Consider the following 18165-nt stretch of genomic DNA (forward strand, 5'->3'; position numbering starts at 1 on the left):
TGCCTAGCATGACGATTCCAGCGCAGGAACACCGGGGCCGGCTCGAGGGCGAGGACGTGCGCCACGGGGAGGCACCGTGCGAGGGGGGCCGGGTGCGGCTGGCGCTCCGGGTGGACGCGCGGACCCGGGCCATCACGGCGGCGGCGTGGGAGGCCCCGGAGCGGGTGGGCGCGGGGCATCCGCTGGCGGCGTGCCTGGAGTCGCTGTGCCAGAACGCGATGGGCATCGGGGTGGACGTGTTCCTGCGCTTCGATGACTTCCACCTGCGGGCGGGGTGCCCGGACGGGATGGAGTCCACGGAGGAAGCAGGCGTGGCGGTGCGGGCATTCCGTGCCGCCTTCAGCCAGTTCCATCCCCGGGCCACGGGGCCGGCGTACCTGTCGAGCGGCCTGGTGCTGGCGAAGCTTCCGCGCGGTGCGAAGGCGGAGCTGGTGGAGCCCGGCTTCTACTTCGCGCACTACTACCGCGAGGAGCTGTGGGAGGCGGCGGCGGAGGAGGCGCGGCGGGGCGGCGTGCTGGGGCCCCGGGCGGCGTGTGCGTACATCGACGCGCTGCTGGAGAAGGCGGACGACACGGTGGAGCTGGACTGGCCCGTGGAGCAGGGCACGGCGACGTGGACCTGGCTGACGCAGGTCTGCCTTCCCACGGTGACGGGGAGCGCGGAGCGGGTCCGGCTGTTGTTGGAGGGCGGGTACGGGGGCGCGAGCGGGACGGAGAGCTTTCCGTTCGGCCATCTGGACGGAGGCCCATGGCATTCCCCGGAAGGACTGCGCGAGCCCGAGGGCGTGGGGCACGCGGAGTTCATCCTCGACGACCTGGAGCACCTGCTGCCGGCATTGCCAAAGCATGGGGTGCTGCTGGCCGCGCCGCGCTGGATGGCGGTGGGACAGACGCGGGATTCGCCTGCGCTGCGGCGGGCGGGAATCACGCGGGAGGAGGCCGGAGGGTTCGGCCTCTTCAATGCGGCCGCGCATGACATGGACGAAGAGGATGACTGAGGGCTTGAGCCGGTGGCTGGGTGGGCTGGCCGCCCTGCTCTGCCTGTCCTGCGCTTCGGGGCCGGGCCATTTCGGCCAGGGCGCGGACTCCGCGACGAACATCTGTCTTCGCAATCCCGCCTGCTACACCCAGACGGGCAATGACGCCATCCTGCCGTGGGCAGGGCGTGCCGCGAGGGCGGCGACCACTGCCCATGCCACCCTGCGCGTCCTGGAGGCCGCGGACGTGGCGAGGATTGAGTACCTGCTGGTGGAGTGCGCGAAGGAGGCGCATTTCAAGATCAACGAGCGGGAGTACGGAAAGGGAGTCATCCCGGATGATGCCGAATGCAATCGGCTCATCGGCAAGGACAAAGAGGGCGCCCCCATCACCCGCAAGACGGAGCTGGGCAGGATGAAACACGAGCGCGCTTTCATGTGCGCCCAGCAGGAAATCCTCCGACTCTTTCCCGACAACATCTCCATTGAGCCACGCTATGGCCCCAACGGCAAACCGGGCGAATACGCATTAACGGACCGCCGGCCGGGATCCATGAAGCCGGATTTCGCGATTCACGCCTCAGGCCAGCCAGGACAGGTCCAGTGCATCTACGACTTCAAGTTTCCATGCACCAAGGCCGGCAAGGAGAATCCGCGCGACAACTCCGCCACGCAACGGCAGATGGGTCGCTACAAGCAAATCGGAGGAGAGTGCAATCCCGCGATCATCACACCTCAACTGGGAGTCATTCGTGACTAGATACTCCTCATCGGAGCACTTCGCCGAGCAGCTCCCACGGGTGCAGATCGTGGCACGAGTCATCTTCTACCTGCCACATGACCACAGGGCCTTGGCCCCGCTCATGCAGCAATTGCTCGACATCTACCTCCAGAACATTGGAGATGATGGCAGCAAACTGACGACGGGTCACAACCCCGATATCAACGAAGATCCATTCCCGCTCACAGCCCCCGCCTGGGCAAGCATCCGCAAGCACCTGGAAACGCCTCGTTTTGGATTTCTCGACGACATGGACGAGGACTCCACCTGGTTTTGGATCTTGACCAAGCGAGGGTTTGATACCGGAGTACGTTTGACCGGGGACACGTTTGAGCCCTCTGGTTATGAATTCAGTTACTGGGCCCGGCTACCCTGGCGTGAGACATCGCCCGAACTCAGCGAACTGAGCGTCAGTGTCCCGATTCGCTTCCTCACGGACCACGGCCCCGACAAGCTACGAGAACTCGCCTTGGCGCTCGCGGAGCTTCTTCCCTCCACGACGGGCCACGCCGGACTGTCGCTCTCCTTTACGCGGGGTCGCTCAAGAATCCTCCCCATCCTCAAGGATGAGCTGATCCGGCATCCAGGTTGGGACGTACCGAACACAGGCGCCACCTTGGACCTGGGCGACCAGATCGACGGCGTGCACTGGCTGAACTTCCTGGGACCCTCCGTCCTCGAAGCCGTGGGCGGTGCCCAGACGCTTCGTTCGCGCCTGAGCGCCCCAGACACCACGGTCCAGGAGCTCACCGGGGGACGCGCGGTGGTCAGCCTCGGGGCGGCCCCGCTGGCCGGAGACACGAAGCTGGATGAACCGCTGTTGGCATACCGTGAACTCGCCCGGGTCCTGGAGCCCTGGCTCCAACCCTTCCGCCCCTTCAACACCTGGGATGGGTTCACCGAAGCGGAAGCCCGCCGCTGGTGGCGCCGCTTCCTCGACTGAAAGGGACATGGCCGTCATCAGCGCGTCCCCCAGTCCGGCGCCCCTGGGCCTCTTCCCACGGAGGCCGTCCGGATTGCCGCGCATCAAGACGTCTGCCATTGTTCACGCGCCGTCAATCCATCGCATGCTCCGAGTGGCGCATGGCCACTTCGAAGTCCTTCCGGGCGTGGACCGCAAGCTGCGGGTAGGCATCTTCGCCCAGGACCGGATGGAAGCCTGGGTGCGGTTCTCCAGCGACACCTCCCCCACCGATCCGGACCTGGGCAGCACGCTGGGCGTGGGCATCAAGCTGTTCGGAGTTCCTGGCGCGAACGGGCTGGGCGAGCCGGGCACCACCGCGGACCTCATCCTGCAGAACTTCCCGCGCTTCTTCGTGCAGGACGCGAAGGCGATGTGTGAGTTCACCTATGCGGGCGTCGTCCTCAAGGACTATCCCGGCTATCTCAAACAGCACCCCGACACCCAGGCCGTGCTGGACGCGATGACGGCGCCGTGGGGCAGCGTCCTCACCAGCACCTATTGGGCCATCCTCCCGTTCAAGCTGGGCAAGGAGGTGGTCAAATACAGACTGGAGCCGGAGACCGCGCCCCAGGACGTGCCGGATGACGCCCCCGACTACCTGGCCACGGACATGGCCCACCGGCTCTCGCGGGACGGCTATCGCTTCCGGTTCATGATCCAGCGCCGCACCCACCCGTCCACGATGCCGCTGGATCGGGCCATGGACGACTGGTCGGAGAAGCAGAGCCCGTTCGTGCAGATCGCCACGCTGGTGCTGCCCCGCCAGGACATCGGTGAGCGCGGACAGGCCGACTACGGCCAGGGCCTGTCCTTCAACATCTGGCGGACCCCGCCGGAGAACGCCCCCTGCGACGCATCCTCCATCGCGGTGGTGCGCAAGGCGGTCTACGCCGCGGGCGCCGCGGCCCGGCACCGCGCCAATGGCCAGCCCCTGAAGGGCGCACCCGAACCCCGGCCCGGCCCCCCCCGGCCCGGCGTCCGGCCCGAGCCACGGGATGACAGCATCGTGAAGGCGGTCATCCGCGCCCCTGCCGGACGGCCGACGGGTGCTGGCCTGGCACTCCGACGCGGACCTCCCCGCGGCGGAGGCCTTGCGCACGGCGGCCGGATTGCGGAGCCACGCGGCGCGCTCCCCCACCCTGGGTGCGCAGCTCTCCGACACGCGGTTCGAGGACACGGGCACACCCGGCGTCATCACCGCCCACGGTTCGGTCCTGGTGTCCCCCGTGGGCGACGGTTGGCTTGCGGCCGGGGACGCGGCGCTGAGCTTTGATCCCCTCTCCTCCCAGGGCCTGTTCAACGCCCTGTTCACCGGCCTTGCCGCCGCGGAGGCCACGGACCGGGCGCTCTCCGGCGACCCCTCCGCGACGAGCGACTACGCCGGGACCCTGGCCGACATCGACGCCGCGTACCGACGCAACCTGGCGGCGTGGTACGCGCTGGAGCGCCGCTGGCCCGAGCAGGAGTTCTGGCGTCGCCGCGCGCTCCGCGAGCCGTGAGGGAAGCACCGCGAAGCCTTCCCTCGCGACCGTGGCCCGGTCAGCGGCGGCTGCGGACCGGAACGTCACGCCTCCGGTGCCATCCCACCTCCGCGTAGGACGGAAACCCACCGGAGGCATCGCCCGGCACCGCCCGGCGCCTGGATCAACCGTGAAGGATTTTTCTCACGCGTTGCCCGTGGACCCACCCCACTGGTAAGGCGCTCCCTGGTCGTTCACGGCGGGCGGACGCGGTCGCGTTCGTTCCGGCCTCGCGGATCGGAGTGTCGTCGATGCGGTCACAGAACGCTGTCTGGAGCAGGGTCCTGGTGTTCGTCGCGGGCTTGAGTCTTCTTGCCTGCGGCACGAAGGAGCACCCCCCGGGTGAAGGGGCCACGCGCGCCCCCCTCGCCTCGCCCCCGGGCTGGGCCGCCACCGCGCCCATGGCCAGCGAGCGCGCACAGCATGCCGCCGTCCTGCTTCCCTCCGGTGAGCTCCTGGTCGTCAACGGGGTCAACCGGACCGGCTTCGTGACCGCCTCGGAACTCTTCAATCCGGCGACCGGTGCCTGGCGCGGCGCGGGCGCTTCCGGCATCCAGGGCAACGTCACCCTGGGCTTGCCGCTCCCCAGCGGACAGGTGCTCGTCATGAGCGATGGGTCCGCCTCGGGACGCATCTACGACCCGGCGTCGGGCACGTGGTCCGCCACGGGCAACATGGCGCAGACCCGTGGGCTCCCCACCCTCACCCTCCTGAACTCGGGACAGGTGCTGGTCGCGGGCGGCACCGGTTCTGGCGGCATCCGGCTCGCTTCCGCCGAACTGTACGACCCCATGACCAACACGTTCCTCCCCACGGGCGCCATGCCCCAGGGCCGGAGCGCGCACGTCGCCACCCTGCTGAAGGACGGGCGGGTGCTCGCGGTGAGCGGCTTCAATCAGGCAGGCGAAGTGCCCGGCGCGGACCTCTATGACCCCGCGACCGGCACCTGGTCCGCTGCGGCGCCCCCCTTGGTCCCCCGGCACTACGCCACCAGCACCCTGCTGCCGGATGGACGCGTGCTGCTCGCGGGCGGCTTCACCAGCGGCGGGGTCTCCCCCCATTCGGAACTCTATGATCCTGCGGCCAACACCTGGACCGCCACCGCGAGCCTCGCGTTCGAGCGCTCGGGCCACATGGCCACGCTGCTGCCCGATGGGCGGGTCCTGGTCACCGGAGGGTCCCCTGGCACCGGCGCGGCCCCGCAGATCGTCTCGGAAATCTATGATCCCGGCACGGGCACGTGGACCCCCGCAGGCGCGATGAGCATTGGCCGCGAGAACCACACGGCGACGCTGCTGCCCACCGGCAAGGTGTTGGTCACGGGCGGATACACCAGTGCCCCCAGCCTCACCTTCTACGCGGAGACCGAACTCTACGACCCCGCGGTCAACCGCTGGTCTCCTGCTGGCGCCATGGGCACGCCCCGCACGGATCCCCAGGCCGTGCTGCTGCCCACGGGCCGGGTGCTCGTCACCGGGGGCCGCTCGGACATCGGCTCGTCAGCAGTGTCGGAGGTGTATGACCCGACGACCAACGCCTGGACCCCCACGCCCGACCTCGCCTCTCCCCGCGAGCGCGCCACCGCGACCCTCCTGCCCTCGGGTCAGGTGCTGCTCCTGGGCGGACGCAACGTGAACACGTCGGTGGACTCCGCCGAGCGCTACAACCCCGACACCAACGTCTGGGAGCCGGTGGTCCCGCTCCCCGCTCCGCGTCACCTCCACACCGCCACCCTCCTTCCCGATGGACGCGTGCTCGTCGTGGGCGGTCAGCGCAACGCGACGGTGCTCAACACCGCGTTGCTGTACGACCCCACGGCCAACACCTGGGCCACGGCGTCCCCCCTCGCCGCCGCACGCGGCGCGCATTCCGCCGTGTTGCTCACCGATGGTCGGGTGCTCGTCGTGGGCGGTCATGACACCGGCGGTGCAGCCCTTGCCTCCGCGGAGCTGTACGATCCCGCGACCAACACCTGGGCTCCGGCGGCGGCGCTCGCCCAACCCCGTGACGAGCTGACGTTGACACTGCTGCCTTCCGGGCAGGTCCTGGCGGTGGCGGGCATCGCGAGCTTCGTGGAACTCACGTCCGCGGAACTCTACGACCCCGGCACCAACGCGTGGTCCCCGGCCGGGACGCTCGCGCAGGCGCGCTACCTCCACTCCGCTTCATTGATGCCCTCCGGCAAGGTCCTGGTCGCGGGCGGGCTGACCCTCAATGGCGACTACGCCGACTCGGCGGAGCTCTACGATCCCACCACCCGCGCGTGGAGCACCACCAACGCCCCCGCTGTAACGGGAGGCCTCATCGCCGTGGCCCTTCCGTCGGGGAACGTGATCGTCGCGGGAGGTTCGGGCGCGCCCAGCGCCCAGCTGTTCGAGGGCACCGGCGCCCAGCCCGCGTGGAAGCCGGTGGTGAACAACCCGGCGACCCTGGTGGCCGCCTGCCCCACCGTCCTTGAAGGCCTCCTGTTCCGCGGCATCTCCGGCGCGAGCGGCGGCGGCTACCTGGACTCCCCCACGGACTTCCCCCTCGTGCGCCTGAAGGCCGCGGAGGGCGGTCGCCTCTGGACGCTCCCCAGCTCCGACTTCTCTTCCACCCGCGCGACGGTGACCGTTCCCGCCGGCACGCCGCTGGGCACCTACGCGCTCTCCGTCTTCGCCAACGCCATCCCCGGCGGACGCATGGTGCAGGTGGTCGCCAACCAGGCGCCCACGGCGCTGGATCAGACCGTCACCTCGGCGGTGGACACGCCCGCGGCCATCATCCTCACCGGGACCGACCCGGATGTGGGCCAGGTGTTGAGCTTCACCGTCGTCACCCCGCCCCAGCACGGCACGCTGAGCGGTACGCCGCCCAACGTCACGTACACCCCGACGCCGGGCTACGTGGGCGACGACAGCTTCACCTTCCGGGCCCGCGACTGCGCCCAGGACGGCAACGTGGCCACCGTGTCCATCACCGTCACGGCCGGGCCGCTCCCGGGCCTCACCTGCCCCTCGGACGTGACCGCCGAAGCGACGGGCGCCAATGGCGCCATCGTGACGTATCCGCCCGCGGTCCCCGATCAGGTCGGCGCGCTGGTGGACTACTCGGCGGACTCGGGCGACCAGTTCCCCGTGGGCACCACGACCGTCACCGCGACGCTCCCCAGCTCCCAGGTCTCATGCACGTTCCGCGTCATCGTGCAGGACACCACGCCGCCCGCCGTCAGCTGCCCGGCGGATGTGTCGGTGGTCTCGAGCGAGCCCTCCGGCGCGGTGGTGACGTTCGAGCCCACGGCCACGGACACCGTCTCCTCGCCGCCGACGGTGACGTCCTCGCCCGCGTCGGGCAGCGCCTTCCGGCCGGGGGCCACGCAGGTCACCGTCACGGCCACGGACGCGGCCGGTAACTCCTCCCAGTGCACGTTCCAGGTGCGAGTCCAGGCCACCGTCGTGGAGATCGCAGGTGGCGGCTGCCAGGGCACCGGCAATGGCGCGCTCCCCGCGCTGGCGCTCCTCTCGGTCCTCGCGTCGTGGAGCGGTCTGCGCCGCCGTCGCACCGTCAGCGGGGTGCACTGAGCCATGCGCCACGGATCCAAACGCCCCGCACGCCCCTTCCTTTCTCGAATGGACTTCCCCTTGCGTACCCAGGCTCAGAGCTGGGCGCTGGCCGCGCTGCTGGCCACCGCCGTCGCACCCGCTGCCTTCGGGCAGACCACCGGTCCCCTCGTCCCGCTGGACCTGGAGCGCCTGCGCTTCACCCCGGCGGGCACGGACTCCATGCTGGTGGACACCGGCAACGTGCTCCCCGAGGGCGGCTACCGCCTGCTCCTCATGGCCCACCACGAGCGCGGCATCCTGCTCTTGAAGGGCAGCGACGGGCTGGAGCGCTCCATCATCCACTACCGGACCTCCGGCTGGCTCGCGGGCGCGTGGTCGCCCATCCAGAACCTGGAGCTGTCCGCGAAGCTGCCGGTGATCATCCACCAGGCAGGAAGCGGCGCCGGGTCGCTGGTCGGCGTGTCGGAGCCGAAGTCCTTCGGCCTGGGGACGCCGGAGCTGGGGGCGCGCTACGCGCTCCTGCGCCGCGAGGACGGAGACCCGGTGTTCCTCGGCCTGGGCCTGGACATCGGGATTCCGGGTGGCACCGCGGACGCGTTCGGCCGGCAGCAGGGCTGGGCGGGGTTCCAGTTCGCGCCCCGCGTGGCCGTGAGCCGCGAGGTGGGCCCCGTGGTCCTGGGCGCCAACGCGGGCGTGCGGATCCGCTCGCGCGAGGTCGAGCCCGGCCGCGACGTGGGCACCGAGCTGGAGCAGGGCGTGGTGGTGGCGACGCGCGGCGAGGGGCTGCGCGCGGAGGTCGCGTTGCAGGCCGCCGAGTCCCTGGTGGAGTCGGACTTCGCGCTGGAGCTGCTGGGAGGCCTGCGCCTGCCCCTGGGCGGCTCCGGCTTCGAGGCGTTCGCCATCGGTGGCCACGGCTTCACGGACATCCCGGGCACGCCGTCGTTCCGCATCGCGGGCGGCATCGCGTACGCGCACAAGCCGCCTCGTGAGGACAAGTGCCAGAGCGGCCGCAGCCACACCCCGGCCGAGTGCCCGGACCAGGATGACGACGGCGATTCGGTGCGCAACGGCCAGGACAAGTGCCCGTTGGAAGCCGGCTCGGTGGAGAACGGCGGCTGCCCGGACACGGACTCGGACGGCGACGGCGTGGTGGATCGCGAGGACAAGTGCTCCTCCGAGAAGGGCCTGCCGCGCTACCAGGGCTGCCCCGCGCCGGACGCGGACAAGGACGGCGTCCCGGACGACGAGGACAAGTGCCCGCAGGAGGCTGGCACCCCGGAGAACGGCGGCTGCCCCGCGACCGTGACGGACACGGACAAGGACGGCGTCCCGGACGGAGAGGACGCGTGCCCGAACGAGGCCGGCACCGCGGAGAACCGTGGCTGCCCCGTGAAGGACACGGACAAGGACAAGGACAAGGACGGCGTCCCGGATGGCGAGGACGCGTGCCCGAACCAGGCCGGCACCGCGGAGAACCGGGGTTGCCCCGCCGAGGAGCCGCCCCCCGCGAAGCCGACGAAGTCGCCGCTGGAGCACCACGTCCGCTTCCCGTCGGGCCTGGCGGAGTTCCAGGAGGACGAGCAGCGCCAGCTGGACGCCATCGCGGACTACCTGAAGGCGAACCCCCAGCTCACGATCCGGGTCGAGGGCCACACGGACAACAGCGGTCCGGATGAGCTCAACCGCACGCTGAGCCAGCAGCGCGCGGAGCGGGTGCGCGCGTACCTCATCCAGAAGGGCATCGCGGGCTCCCGGATGGAGGCGAAGGGCTTCGGCCCCGACCGTCCGCTGGCGACCAACGACACGCCCGAGGGCAAGAGCGAGAACCGCCGGGTGCAGTTCGTCCCGGTGTCGGGCGCGGTCAAGTAGCGCTGCATCCGGTGGGCGCGGCCCCTTCCACGGGGCCGCGCTCCACCGCCATGTGCTTCAGGCCGTTTCGGGCTGCAACTGCACCAGGGCCGGGAGCTCCGACGCGCGGTCGCGCAGCCGTGGCTTGGGGCGGATGGCCACCGGGACGCGCGCGGCCGCGAGCAGGTCCAGGTCGAACACGTTGTCACCGAAGGCGGCGCACAGCGGCCGGTCCGTGCGCTGCCGCAGACAGCTCACCTTCCCGGGGCCGTAGGGGACGGGATCGAAGACGGATGTCAGCAGCCGTCCGTTCTCTTCCCTCGGCGTGCAGGCCAGCACGAACTCCGCCGTCAGGCCCACTTCGCGCACCGCGGCCTCCACCACCGCGCGCGGAGACGCGCTGACGACATAGCAGTCCACGCCCTGGCCACGCGCCCACTCCACCACCCGAAGGGCCTCCGGATGGATGCGGCCGGCCACGCCCTTTCGCGCCACGACGTCGTGGGCGAAGCCGCGCACCTCGTCCGCGTGCCAGCCCGCGAACACCCACGCCATCATCTCGTAGGTGTCCTTCTCCGGCAGCCGTCCGGCCTCGAACGCCGCGAACAGCCCGCGCGCCAGCGTCACCACGTCCGGGTGCGCCTCCACGCCGTGCAGGGCGCCCAGCCGCTCCAGCGCCACCCGGGCCTCGGGCCGCACACCGCCGTGCTCCAGCAGCGCGAGGAACAGATCGTCCCCCACGTCCCCGCTCCACAGGGTGCCGTCCCCATCGAAGGCCAGCACCCCGTCCGGCGTCCGCGCGACCTCGCGGCGGATGCGCTCCAGCGTCTCGTCGACCTGTTCCATCCTCATGTCCGCCATCCTCCCTGGCCCCCGTAGGCGGTGTCACCCTTCCAGAGACGGGCTCCACGCCGGCTGTTCACCATGGACCCCTGTCCGTGCATGACAGGAGGTTGCGCACTGCACCGTGGAGGCCCTCGCGTTTCATGCCTACCCTGTCGGCATGGCACGGACCGAGAAGGAGAAGATGCTCGCGGGCGAGCTGTACCTCGCGACGGACCCCCAGCTGATGGCCGAGCGGGCCCACGCGCGCAAGCTCCTGCGCGAGTACAACCAGTCCACCCAGGACGAGCCGAAGCAGCGCGCGGACCTGCTGACCCGGCTCCTGGGCGCGGTGGGCGAAGGCACCTGGATCGAGCCCCCGTTCTTCTGCGACTACGGCGCGCACATCCGGCTGGGCGCGCGCGTGTTCATGAACTTCCAATGCGTCATCCTCGACTGCAATCCGGTGACGCTGGGGGATGACGTGTTCATGGGCCCCGGCGTGCAGCTCTACGCGGCCACACATCCCCTGGACGCGGACGAGCGCATCAAGGGCCCGGAGCTGGGGCGCCCCATCACCATCGGCGCCAAGGTGTGGATTGGCGGCGGCTCCATCATCTGCCCGGGCGTCACCATCGGGGAGGGCACCACCATCGGCGCTGGCAGCGTGGTGACCCGGGACATCCCGCCCTACGTCTTCGCCGCGGGCAATCCCTGCCGCGTCATCCGGCAGCTGCGTTAGGGGGCCCCGGCGCTTCCCCACCCGGCCCCTCGACGGTGCGCTCCAGCGTCCGGGCCAGCTCGGCCCGCGCTTCGGCGGCCTCCTCGGACGCCGCCGCCTCGCCGGTGCGCGCAGAGGCCGGCACCGTGCCCTCCAGCTCATCCGGGTGCAGGCGGAACCACTTCGCGATGAGCATCACCTCCTGCGCCTCCTGGGCACGAAGGCCGATGGCTTCCGGCTCCGGCAACGCGAAGATGTCCCGCACCCGCGCCTCCAGCGCCGCCTGCTCCTCGTCCGTCCGGGGCGCGGGCACCTCCGCGCGGATCCGCCCCCGCCGCAGCACGTACGTGCGGTCCTCGCCGCCGCCCTGCCCCCGCACCGTGTAGATCAGGGACAGCCGCCGCAGCGTCCGGCCCAGCTCGACGATCCACGCCTGGACGTGCTCCAGCCGTTCGGCGCGGTCGCGCAGCTCCGCCGCGTACTCGAACTGGAGCCGCCGCGCCGCCATCGCCATGCGCTCGCGCAGGATGACCAGCGGCCGGTCCGACGCGCCATTGAGGAACGCCCGCGCCAGCGCGACCTGGGCCAGGTACTCCGCCTGCGTGCACCCGCTCGCGCAGGGCGACAGGCACCGCGCCGTCTGGCCCCGCATGCACCGGGGGTCGTCCTTCATCGCGAAGAGCTGGAACTGGTCCGCCAGCCGCATGGGCGTGTCGGAGGGACAGTCACGCAGCTCCAGCAGGTCGTTCACCGCGCGCACCACCTCCGCCATGGTGTGCCGGCCGTGGAAGGGCCCGAAGTACTCCGCGTTGCCACCGCCGCCGGGCTGCGCCACGACGCGCAGCCGGGGCACGGCCTCCCGCGTGAGTTGCAGGAAGCAGTGCGCGCGGTCCTTCTTGTGCTCCACGTTGTAGAGCGGCCGGTGGCCCTTGATGAGCCGGAACTCGTGCAGGAGCGCCGCGAACTCGCTGGCCGTGTACTCCCACTCCACCCGGTGCGCCTGCGCGATGATCTCCGCCGCCTTCTCGCCCTCGTCCGCGCGGAAGTACGACAGGAGCCGCGTGCGCACCCGCACGGACTTGCCCACGTAGAGCAGCTCCCCGGCGGGCCCGAGCATGCGGTACACGCCGGGCCGGTTCTCGGCCTGCGCGCGAACGTGGCTCAGGAGGGTGGCGACGCGGGAGTCCATGCGGCGAAGAGGGCCGGACACCTGCGCGCCCGGGGCTCCCCAGGCTAACCCGCCCGCAGGCGCCGCACCGCGCCGGCCTTCACCCTGGCGCCCAACCCGGTCGGGGGGCGGACGACGGGACGCGCGCCCGCGCCCACCGCCGGGGCTTCAGCCCACGTCCTTCAGGGTGACCGCGGTGGCGGCGGCCTCGTCCTTCAGGTCCTTGGGCGTGGCCACGGCGGCCTTCAGCTCGCGGTACGTCTGCGCGTAGCCGTTGCGCAGGATGCCCTCGCGGATGCGCTCCATGAGCTTCTGGTAGTGCCGCACGTTGTGCACCGACAGGAAGCGCGAGCCCAGGTGGTGCTTGCCGCGCATCAGGTGCTGGAGGTAGCCGCGCGAGTACCGCTTGCACACGTAGCAGTCACACTCCGGATCCAGCGGCCCGTCCTCCAGGCGGTACGCCTGGCGGGTGATGCGCACCAGCCCCTGGAACGTGTACGCGTAGCCCTGCTGCGCCATCTTGGTGGGGATGATGCAGTCGAACATGTCCACGCCGCGCAGCACCGCCTCCAGCAGGTCCGTGGGGGTGCCCACGCCCATGAGGTAGCGCGGCTTGTCCTGCGGCAGGGACGCGGTGGCGCGCTCGGTCATCGTGTCGCGCTCCACCTTCGTCTCCCCCACCGCCAGCCCGCCGATGGCGAACCCGTCGAAGGGCAGCTTCGTGAGGAACTCCGCGCTCGCGTCGCGCAGGGCCGGGTGCACGCCGCCCTGGACGATGCCGAACAGCGCCTGTCCCGTGGAGCGCTTCTCCTTCGCGGCCAGGCTGCGCACCGCCCAGCGGTGGGTGCGCTCCATGGCCTCGCGCGTGCCCGCCTCGTCCGTGCGCGAGTCGATGCACACGTCCAGCACCATCATGATCTCCGAGTTGATCGCCTGCTGCATGGCGATGCTGGACTCGGGGCTCAGGAGCTGCCGGCTGTTGTCGTAGAAGCTGCGGAAGTGCGCGCCCTTCTCCGTGATGAGCCGGTCCTCCGGCAGGGAGAAGATCTGAAACCCGCCCGAGTCCGTCAGCACGGCGCCATCCCACCCCATGAACGGGTGGATGCCGCCGAAGCGCTCGAACACCTCCGCGCCGGGGCGGAGCATCAGGTGGTAGGTGTTGGCGAGGAGGATCTTCGCCCCCGTCTCCTTCACCTCCTCCATCCCGAGGTGGCGGAAGCCCGCGTGGGTCGCCACCGGCATGAACATCGGCGTGGGGAAGGACCCCTTGCGGGTGTGCAGGATGCCCGAGCGGGCGCCAGTGGGGTCGGTGTTCAGGAGTTCAAAGCGGACGGCCATTGTCGGGGCCTTATACCCGTGGCGCCCGCCAGGAGGCACCCGCTTCCGCCGGAACGCCCGCCCGGTCTCCAGGAGGCCGGCCCCGGCCCTCCCCACCGGCCAGGGGGCGGGTTTCCCTACCTGGACCCGGGGGCCCGGGTCGCCCCTGGGGGCATGGGGGGGTTGAAATGGGGTGGGAAGCCGGCATTTCCGGGGCGTGCCGGCGGTTACATTGGGCTCTCCGGTACGCCACCGGGCCTGGATTCACCGCGCGTCTTTGGTGGACGCGCCATTTCCGCTACAAGCCGCCGCCATGTTCAACGTCATCAACGTCTCCAAGGCCTATGGGCCCAAGAAGCTTTTCGAGGAGGTCAACGTCGCCTTCTCGCCGGGCCGTCGCTACGGCCTGACCGGACCGAACGGTGCCGGCAAGTCCACCTTCATGAAGATCCTCGCCGGTGACGAGGAGCAGGACATGGGCGACATCATCCGCCCGCGCAAGCTGGGCATCCTGCGCCAGGACCACTTCCGCTACGAGAACGACCGCGTCCTGGACGTGGTGCTGATGGGCAACCGCCACCTGTGGGCGGCGATGGATGAGAAGAACAAGCTGCTCGCCAAGTCGGACATCACCGAGGAGGACGGCAACCGGCTGGGTGAGCTGGAAGGCGTCATCGCGGAAGAGGACGGCTACTCCGCGGAGAGCGACGCGGCCACGCTGCTGGCGGGCCTTGGCATCGACGAGGCCTTCCACGAAGAGCCCATGCGCCAGCTCACCGGCGGCCTGAAGCTGCGCGTGTTGCTCGCGCAGGCGCTGTTCGGCAAGCCGGACGGGCTGCTGCTCGACGAGCCCACGAACAACCTGGACATTGATTCCATCCGCTGGCTGGAGAACTTCCTCCACGACTACGAGGGCGTGCTGATCACCATCAGCCACGACCGGCACTTCCTGAACTCCATCTGCACGCACATCGCGGACATCGATTACGAGACCATCATCCAGTACACGGGTGGTTACGACGACATGGTCCGGCAGAAGTCGCAGCTGCGGACCCGGGTGGAGTCGGAGACGGAGGAGAAGAAGAAGAAGATCCTCCAGTTGCAGGACTTCGTGGCGCGCTTCCACGCCGGCACGCGCGCCTCGCAGGTGCAGAGCCGCATCAAGCAGATCGACAAGCTGAAGACGGAGGACCTGAAGCGCTCGAACATCGCGCGGCCCTTCATCCGGTTCGACCAGAAGGTGGTCAGCGGCCGGCAGACGCTGATGTTCGAGGGCCTGAAGAAGTCCTACGACGGCGTGCAGGTCATCAAGCCGTTCACCGGGCTGGTCTGCAAGGGCGAGCGCATCTGTGTCATCGGCCGCAACGCCGTGGGCAAGTCCACGCTGGTGAAGATGCTGGCCGGGAAGACGGAGCCGGACGGTGGCACCATCACCTGGGGCCATCAGGCGTCGGTGGGCTACCTGCCGCAGGACCACCACGGGGTCATCTACAAGGGCACGACCTGCTTCGGCTACCTGCGGGAGATCAGCGAGAAGCTGACGAACGAGGAGATCTCCGGCGTGCTGGGCCGGATGCTGTTCTCGGGCGAGGAGCGGATGAAGAACACGGACACGCTCTCCGGTGGTGAGACGGTGCGCGTGCTCCTGTCGAAGCTGATGATCATGCAGGACAACGTGCTCATCCTGGACGAGCCGACGAACCACCTGGACCTGGAGTCCATCGCGGCGCTGGCCGAAGGCCTCCAGAAGTTCGAGGGCACGGTCATCGTCGTCACGCACGACCAGGAGCTCATCTCCGAGGTCGCCACGCGCATCTGGAGCATGGAGGCGGGCAAGGAAGTGCTCGACTTCAACGGCCCCTACTCCGAGTTCCGCGAGAAGCACGCGGACGCGGCGATGAAGCGCCGGTAGGCCTCGTTCAAGCGAAGGACCCATCGCCGCCCGCCTCCGGAGTGCCCGGAAGCGAGGCGGCGATTTTCGTGGGCTTGAAGTGCTACGAGGAGGGAGCCATGGTGCCCCACTATGTCTTCTTGAACCCGGATGGCCTGCGGCCCTTTGGGCTTGGCGTCATCGTCCAGGCCCCCACGGGTGTGATGTATGGGAACCAGTGCGACGGGCACCTGAACGAAATGCGGTGGGCAGAGGGCTTCTTCGTTCCGCTCCATTCCGTCGATTTGAGCCTGGATCCAGACGACGATGAAGTGTTCAACGTGGAGCACGCGCTCTTCGACTTCTTCAAGAAAGGGTTCCGGGGCCATCCCTACATGCGTGAGGTCTGGACGCCCTCGCACTTCGAGCGACTGGCCCTCCTCGTCAGCCGCGTTCCGATGTGGCACGCGACCCACCCCGATCAGGTCTTGGGTGAGAGACTCCACCTGGCCCTGGACCGGGAGCGCCTGGATGAAGTCACCGAAGCGTGGGTCCCCGTGCTGACCCCGTACGGCCCAGGCATCCTGGTGTTTGAAAACTGCGATTGAGTCATCGGGCCCTGACGACGCCACGCTGAATTCCGTGGCGTGTCCATACCCCTCTCGGGGGATGCCCCCACCCTGCGGAATGCGTCAGAACACCGCGTGCCAGGTCGCCCTCCCCGTGACGACCCGGGGAGGGGCACGCACCCATGACTCCGCAAGATCCGGTCCTGCTGAAGGAGCTTGAAAGGCAGCGCACGCGGCTCCTGGACCTGAGCGCATCCAACCGGCTCCTCCACTTCCGGCACACCTCCAGGACGTCGCTGCGGCTGGTGGATGAACTCCCCGGCCTCATCTTCGAGCGGCTGAGCAACCATCGCGCGCGTGGACATGCTGTTACAGGAAGAACAGGCGGCAGAGCTGCCCGTGGTGGTCCGCGAAGACCCTCCCGCCGAGGGGCAGATGCGTTCGCTGAGTGCCTGAACTAGACTTTCCCGCTGCCGTGGGGGAACTCCATGTCGATCGTTGCCATCGGGCTGGGATTGTTGGTCCTGATTCTCGCGGGAGTGGCGAGCCGGACGAGGCGCGAGCTACGGGCCGAACAGGAGCGATTCAGGCCCATTGTGGATCTGGAGGCCGAACAGCGACGGCTCAAGGATGCCATTGCTCTGACGCAAGAGGCCGCGACGGCTGCACTTGAGACCGAGCGACATCGCGCAGCCCAGGAATTGGCTCAATCCCGCAACGCAGCTGCCAGAGAACGGCTGGACGAACAAGCGCGATTGGAAGCCCAGCTCGCTCGAGCGAAAGCGGATTCATCACGAGCCATCGCTGCCGAGCGGAAGCAAGTTGCCGCAGCCTGTCACCGCATGCACGAAGATGCATCGCGGGCAACCGTGGCCGCCGCGCGCTCCGTTGCTGATGCAGAGGCAAAACGCCAGCAACTGCGCATGGAATGCCACGAGCTGGAAGAATCCATCGTACGACTGCGCGAAGAGCTTCGCCCTCTGGATGAGGAAACCATCCTACTGGCCTGCGCCTTCTACAAGCCAGTCTATGCCTTCTCCACCGTGGCCGAATATGAGTCGCGCCTGGACGAGATCCGTAAGTCACAGAAGTCCATGCTGCAGAACAAACACGCAGCAACGTGCGCCATCCAATGGGAGGTCAACGGCAGCAAAGCCGAGGGCAAGAAGCAGATTGATCGCACACTGAAGCTGATGCTCAGAGCCTTCAACGGCGAGGCTGACGCCTGCATCGCCAAGGTGACCTATAAAAACATCAAGACGATGGAAGCTCGCCTCAAAAAGGCAGCGGACGCAATCAATGATCTAACGAATTCACAACACTGCACCATCGCGAGCAGCTACGTCTCACTCAAGTCAGATGAATTGCGGCTGGCCTATGAGTACGCGGAGCGACTTCAGCGAGAACGAGACGAGCAGCGCCGCATCCGGGAGCAGATGCGGGAGGAGGAAGCCGCCCAGCGAGAGCTGGAGAAGGCGAAGCTGGAAGCAGAGCGTGAAGCGAAGCGCGATGCGGAGGCCCTGGCCCGGGCCCGGCTGGACTACGAAAAGGCCAAGGGCCCCGAGCAGCAGCGGATGCTGGAGCGCATCGCGGAGCTGGAGCGGAGGGTGGCCGAAGACCTGGAGAAGCAGCGGGCCATCTCTCAGGCGCAGCTCACGCGGACGGGGCACGTCTACGTCATCTCCAACATCGGCTCGTTCGGAGAGGGCGTCTACAAGCTGGGCATGACGCGACGGCTGGTGCCGCAGGACCGCATCGACGAGCTGGGGGATGCCTCCGTCCCCTTCGAGTTCGACGTCCACGCCATCATCCGGACCTCGGATGCACCCGCGCTGGAGAGCGCGTTGCACCGCACGTTCACGGACCGGCGCGTCAATCGCATCAATGAGCGCAAGGAGTTCTTCCGCGTCAGCCTGGAGGAGATCGCCGCCGCCGTGCGCAAGCACCACGGGGAGTTCGAGCTGACCCAGCTCGCGGAAGCAGCTGAGTATCGCAAGACATTGGCGCTCCTTGAGGAGGAGCGAAGCAAATCCATCCGGGCTGTGGCTTGATGCAGCCAGCGCAAG

General features: G+C 69.1%; 15 protein-coding genes. 12 read left to right on the top strand and 3 right to left on the bottom strand.

The features are described 5' to 3' along the window. Window positions 1–8 precede the first annotated feature (8 nt). The 7 genes from OV207_RS04870 (at window position 9) to OV207_RS04900 (ending at window position 9653) form a co-directional block, all read left to right on the top strand. Entirely contained in the window at window positions 9–998 is a 990-nt protein-coding gene (locus OV207_RS04870) for a hypothetical protein (protein ID WP_267553023.1), read from the top strand. A gap of 4 nt (window positions 999–1002) precedes the next feature. Then, complete coding sequence (locus tag OV207_RS04875) at window positions 1003–1737, top strand: hypothetical protein (RefSeq protein WP_267553024.1); 735 nt, start codon at window positions 1003–1005, stop codon at window positions 1735–1737. Further along, on the top strand, window positions 1730–2701 hold the full coding sequence (locus OV207_RS04880) for a type VI immunity family protein (protein ID WP_267553026.1): 972 nt from the start codon (window positions 1730–1732) through the stop codon (window positions 2699–2701). Before OV207_RS04875 ends, OV207_RS04880 begins: the two co-directional genes overlap by 8 nt. A 124-nt stretch (window positions 2702–2825) precedes the next feature. Beyond that, window positions 2826–3995, top strand: a complete 1170-nt coding sequence (locus OV207_RS04885; RefSeq protein WP_267553027.1) for a hypothetical protein — start codon at window positions 2826–2828, stop codon at window positions 3993–3995. Next, on the top strand, window positions 3949–4221 hold the full coding sequence (locus OV207_RS04890; RefSeq protein ID WP_267553028.1) for an NAD(P)/FAD-dependent oxidoreductase: 273 nt from the start codon (window positions 3949–3951) through the stop codon (window positions 4219–4221). Before OV207_RS04885 ends, OV207_RS04890 begins: the two co-directional genes overlap by 47 nt. Before the next feature lie 272 nt (window positions 4222–4493). Next, window positions 4494–7802: a kelch repeat-containing protein gene (locus tag OV207_RS04895; protein WP_267553030.1), complete on the top strand. Its 3309-nt coding sequence runs from the start codon at window positions 4494–4496 to the stop codon at window positions 7800–7802. Between the two features lie 60 nt (window positions 7803–7862). Then, window positions 7863–9653, top strand: a complete 1791-nt coding sequence (locus OV207_RS04900) for an OmpA family protein (RefSeq protein WP_267553031.1) — start codon at window positions 7863–7865, stop codon at window positions 9651–9653. Between the two features lie 57 nt (window positions 9654–9710). Here OV207_RS04900 and OV207_RS04905 read toward each other — a convergent pair whose 3' ends face one another. Next, entirely contained in the window at window positions 9711–10484 is a 774-nt protein-coding gene (locus OV207_RS04905; protein WP_267553032.1) for an HAD family hydrolase, read from the bottom strand. Between the two features lie 151 nt (window positions 10485–10635). Here OV207_RS04905 and OV207_RS04910 point away from each other — a divergent pair, with 151 nt between their 5' ends. Beyond that, complete coding sequence (locus OV207_RS04910) at window positions 10636–11196, top strand: sugar O-acetyltransferase (protein WP_267553033.1); 561 nt, start codon at window positions 10636–10638, stop codon at window positions 11194–11196. Here OV207_RS04910 and OV207_RS04915 read toward each other — a convergent pair. Together OV207_RS04915 and tgt are read right to left on the bottom strand one after the other, a co-directional pair. Further along, entirely contained in the window at window positions 11177–12364 is a 1188-nt protein-coding gene (locus OV207_RS04915; RefSeq protein WP_267553034.1) for a nuclease, read from the bottom strand. The genes OV207_RS04910 and OV207_RS04915 overlap by 20 nt on opposite strands. Before the next feature lie 147 nt (window positions 12365–12511). Continuing rightward, a complete protein-coding gene (gene tgt, locus OV207_RS04920) occupies window positions 12512–13681 on the bottom strand; it encodes a tRNA guanosine(34) transglycosylase Tgt (protein ID WP_193428700.1) in 1170 nt (389 codons plus the stop codon). Between the two features lie 292 nt (window positions 13682–13973). Here tgt and OV207_RS04925 point away from each other — a divergent pair, with 292 nt between their 5' ends. From OV207_RS04925 to OV207_RS04935, 4 genes are all read left to right on the top strand, one after another. Continuing rightward, on the top strand, window positions 13974–15572 hold the full coding sequence (locus tag OV207_RS04925; protein ID WP_193428699.1) for an ABC-F family ATP-binding cassette domain-containing protein: 1599 nt from the start codon (window positions 13974–13976) through the stop codon (window positions 15570–15572). Between the two features lie 98 nt (window positions 15573–15670). Further along, window positions 15671–16138, top strand: coding sequence for a DUF6210 family protein (locus tag OV207_RS04930; RefSeq protein ID WP_267553036.1), 468 nt, complete (start codon window positions 15671–15673; stop codon window positions 16136–16138). Window positions 16139–16281: 143 nt separating this feature from the next. Then, entirely contained in the window at window positions 16282–16560 is a 279-nt protein-coding gene (locus OV207_RS37745) for a DUF4011 domain-containing protein (RefSeq protein WP_420715178.1), read from the top strand. A 27-nt stretch (window positions 16561–16587) separates the two neighbouring features. Continuing rightward, on the top strand, window positions 16588–18150 hold the full coding sequence (locus OV207_RS04935) for a DUF4041 domain-containing protein (protein ID WP_267553037.1): 1563 nt from the start codon (window positions 16588–16590) through the stop codon (window positions 18148–18150). Window positions 18151–18165 lie beyond the last annotated feature (15 nt).

The sequence above is a fragment of the Corallococcus sp. BB11-1 genome (genome assembly GCF_026626625.1).
Taxonomy (GTDB): domain Bacteria; phylum Myxococcota; class Myxococcia; order Myxococcales; family Myxococcaceae; genus Corallococcus; species Corallococcus soli.

Bases quoted from the DNA above. Each gene is read 5' to 3' on its own strand.
- OV207_RS04870 (WP_267553023.1), top strand. From the start codon at position 9: ATGACGATTCCAGCGCAGGAACACCGGGGCCGGCTCGAGGGCGAGGAC.
- OV207_RS04885 (WP_267553027.1), top strand. From the start codon at position 2,826: ATGCTCCGAGTGGCGCATGGCCACTTCGAAGTCCTTCCGGGCGTGGAC.
- OV207_RS04895 (WP_267553030.1), top strand. From the start codon at position 4,494: ATGCGGTCACAGAACGCTGTCTGGAGCAGGGTCCTGGTGTTCGTCGCG.
- OV207_RS04905 (WP_267553032.1), bottom strand. From the start codon at position 10,484: ATGAGGATGGAACAGGTCGACGAGACGCTGGAGCGCATCCGCCGCGAG.
- OV207_RS04910 (WP_267553033.1), top strand. From the start codon at position 10,636: ATGGCACGGACCGAGAAGGAGAAGATGCTCGCGGGCGAGCTGTACCTC.
- OV207_RS04915 (WP_267553034.1), bottom strand. From the start codon at position 12,364: ATGGACTCCCGCGTCGCCACCCTCCTGAGCCACGTTCGCGCGCAGGCC.
- tgt (WP_193428700.1), bottom strand. From the start codon at position 13,681: ATGGCCGTCCGCTTTGAACTCCTGAACACCGACCCCACTGGCGCCCGC.
- OV207_RS04925 (WP_193428699.1), top strand. From the start codon at position 13,974: ATGTTCAACGTCATCAACGTCTCCAAGGCCTATGGGCCCAAGAAGCTT.
- OV207_RS04930 (WP_267553036.1), top strand. From the start codon at position 15,671: ATGGTGCCCCACTATGTCTTCTTGAACCCGGATGGCCTGCGGCCCTTT.
- OV207_RS37745 (WP_420715178.1), top strand. From the start codon at position 16,282: ATGACTCCGCAAGATCCGGTCCTGCTGAAGGAGCTTGAAAGGCAGCGC.
- OV207_RS04935 (WP_267553037.1), top strand. From the start codon at position 16,588: ATGTCGATCGTTGCCATCGGGCTGGGATTGTTGGTCCTGATTCTCGCG.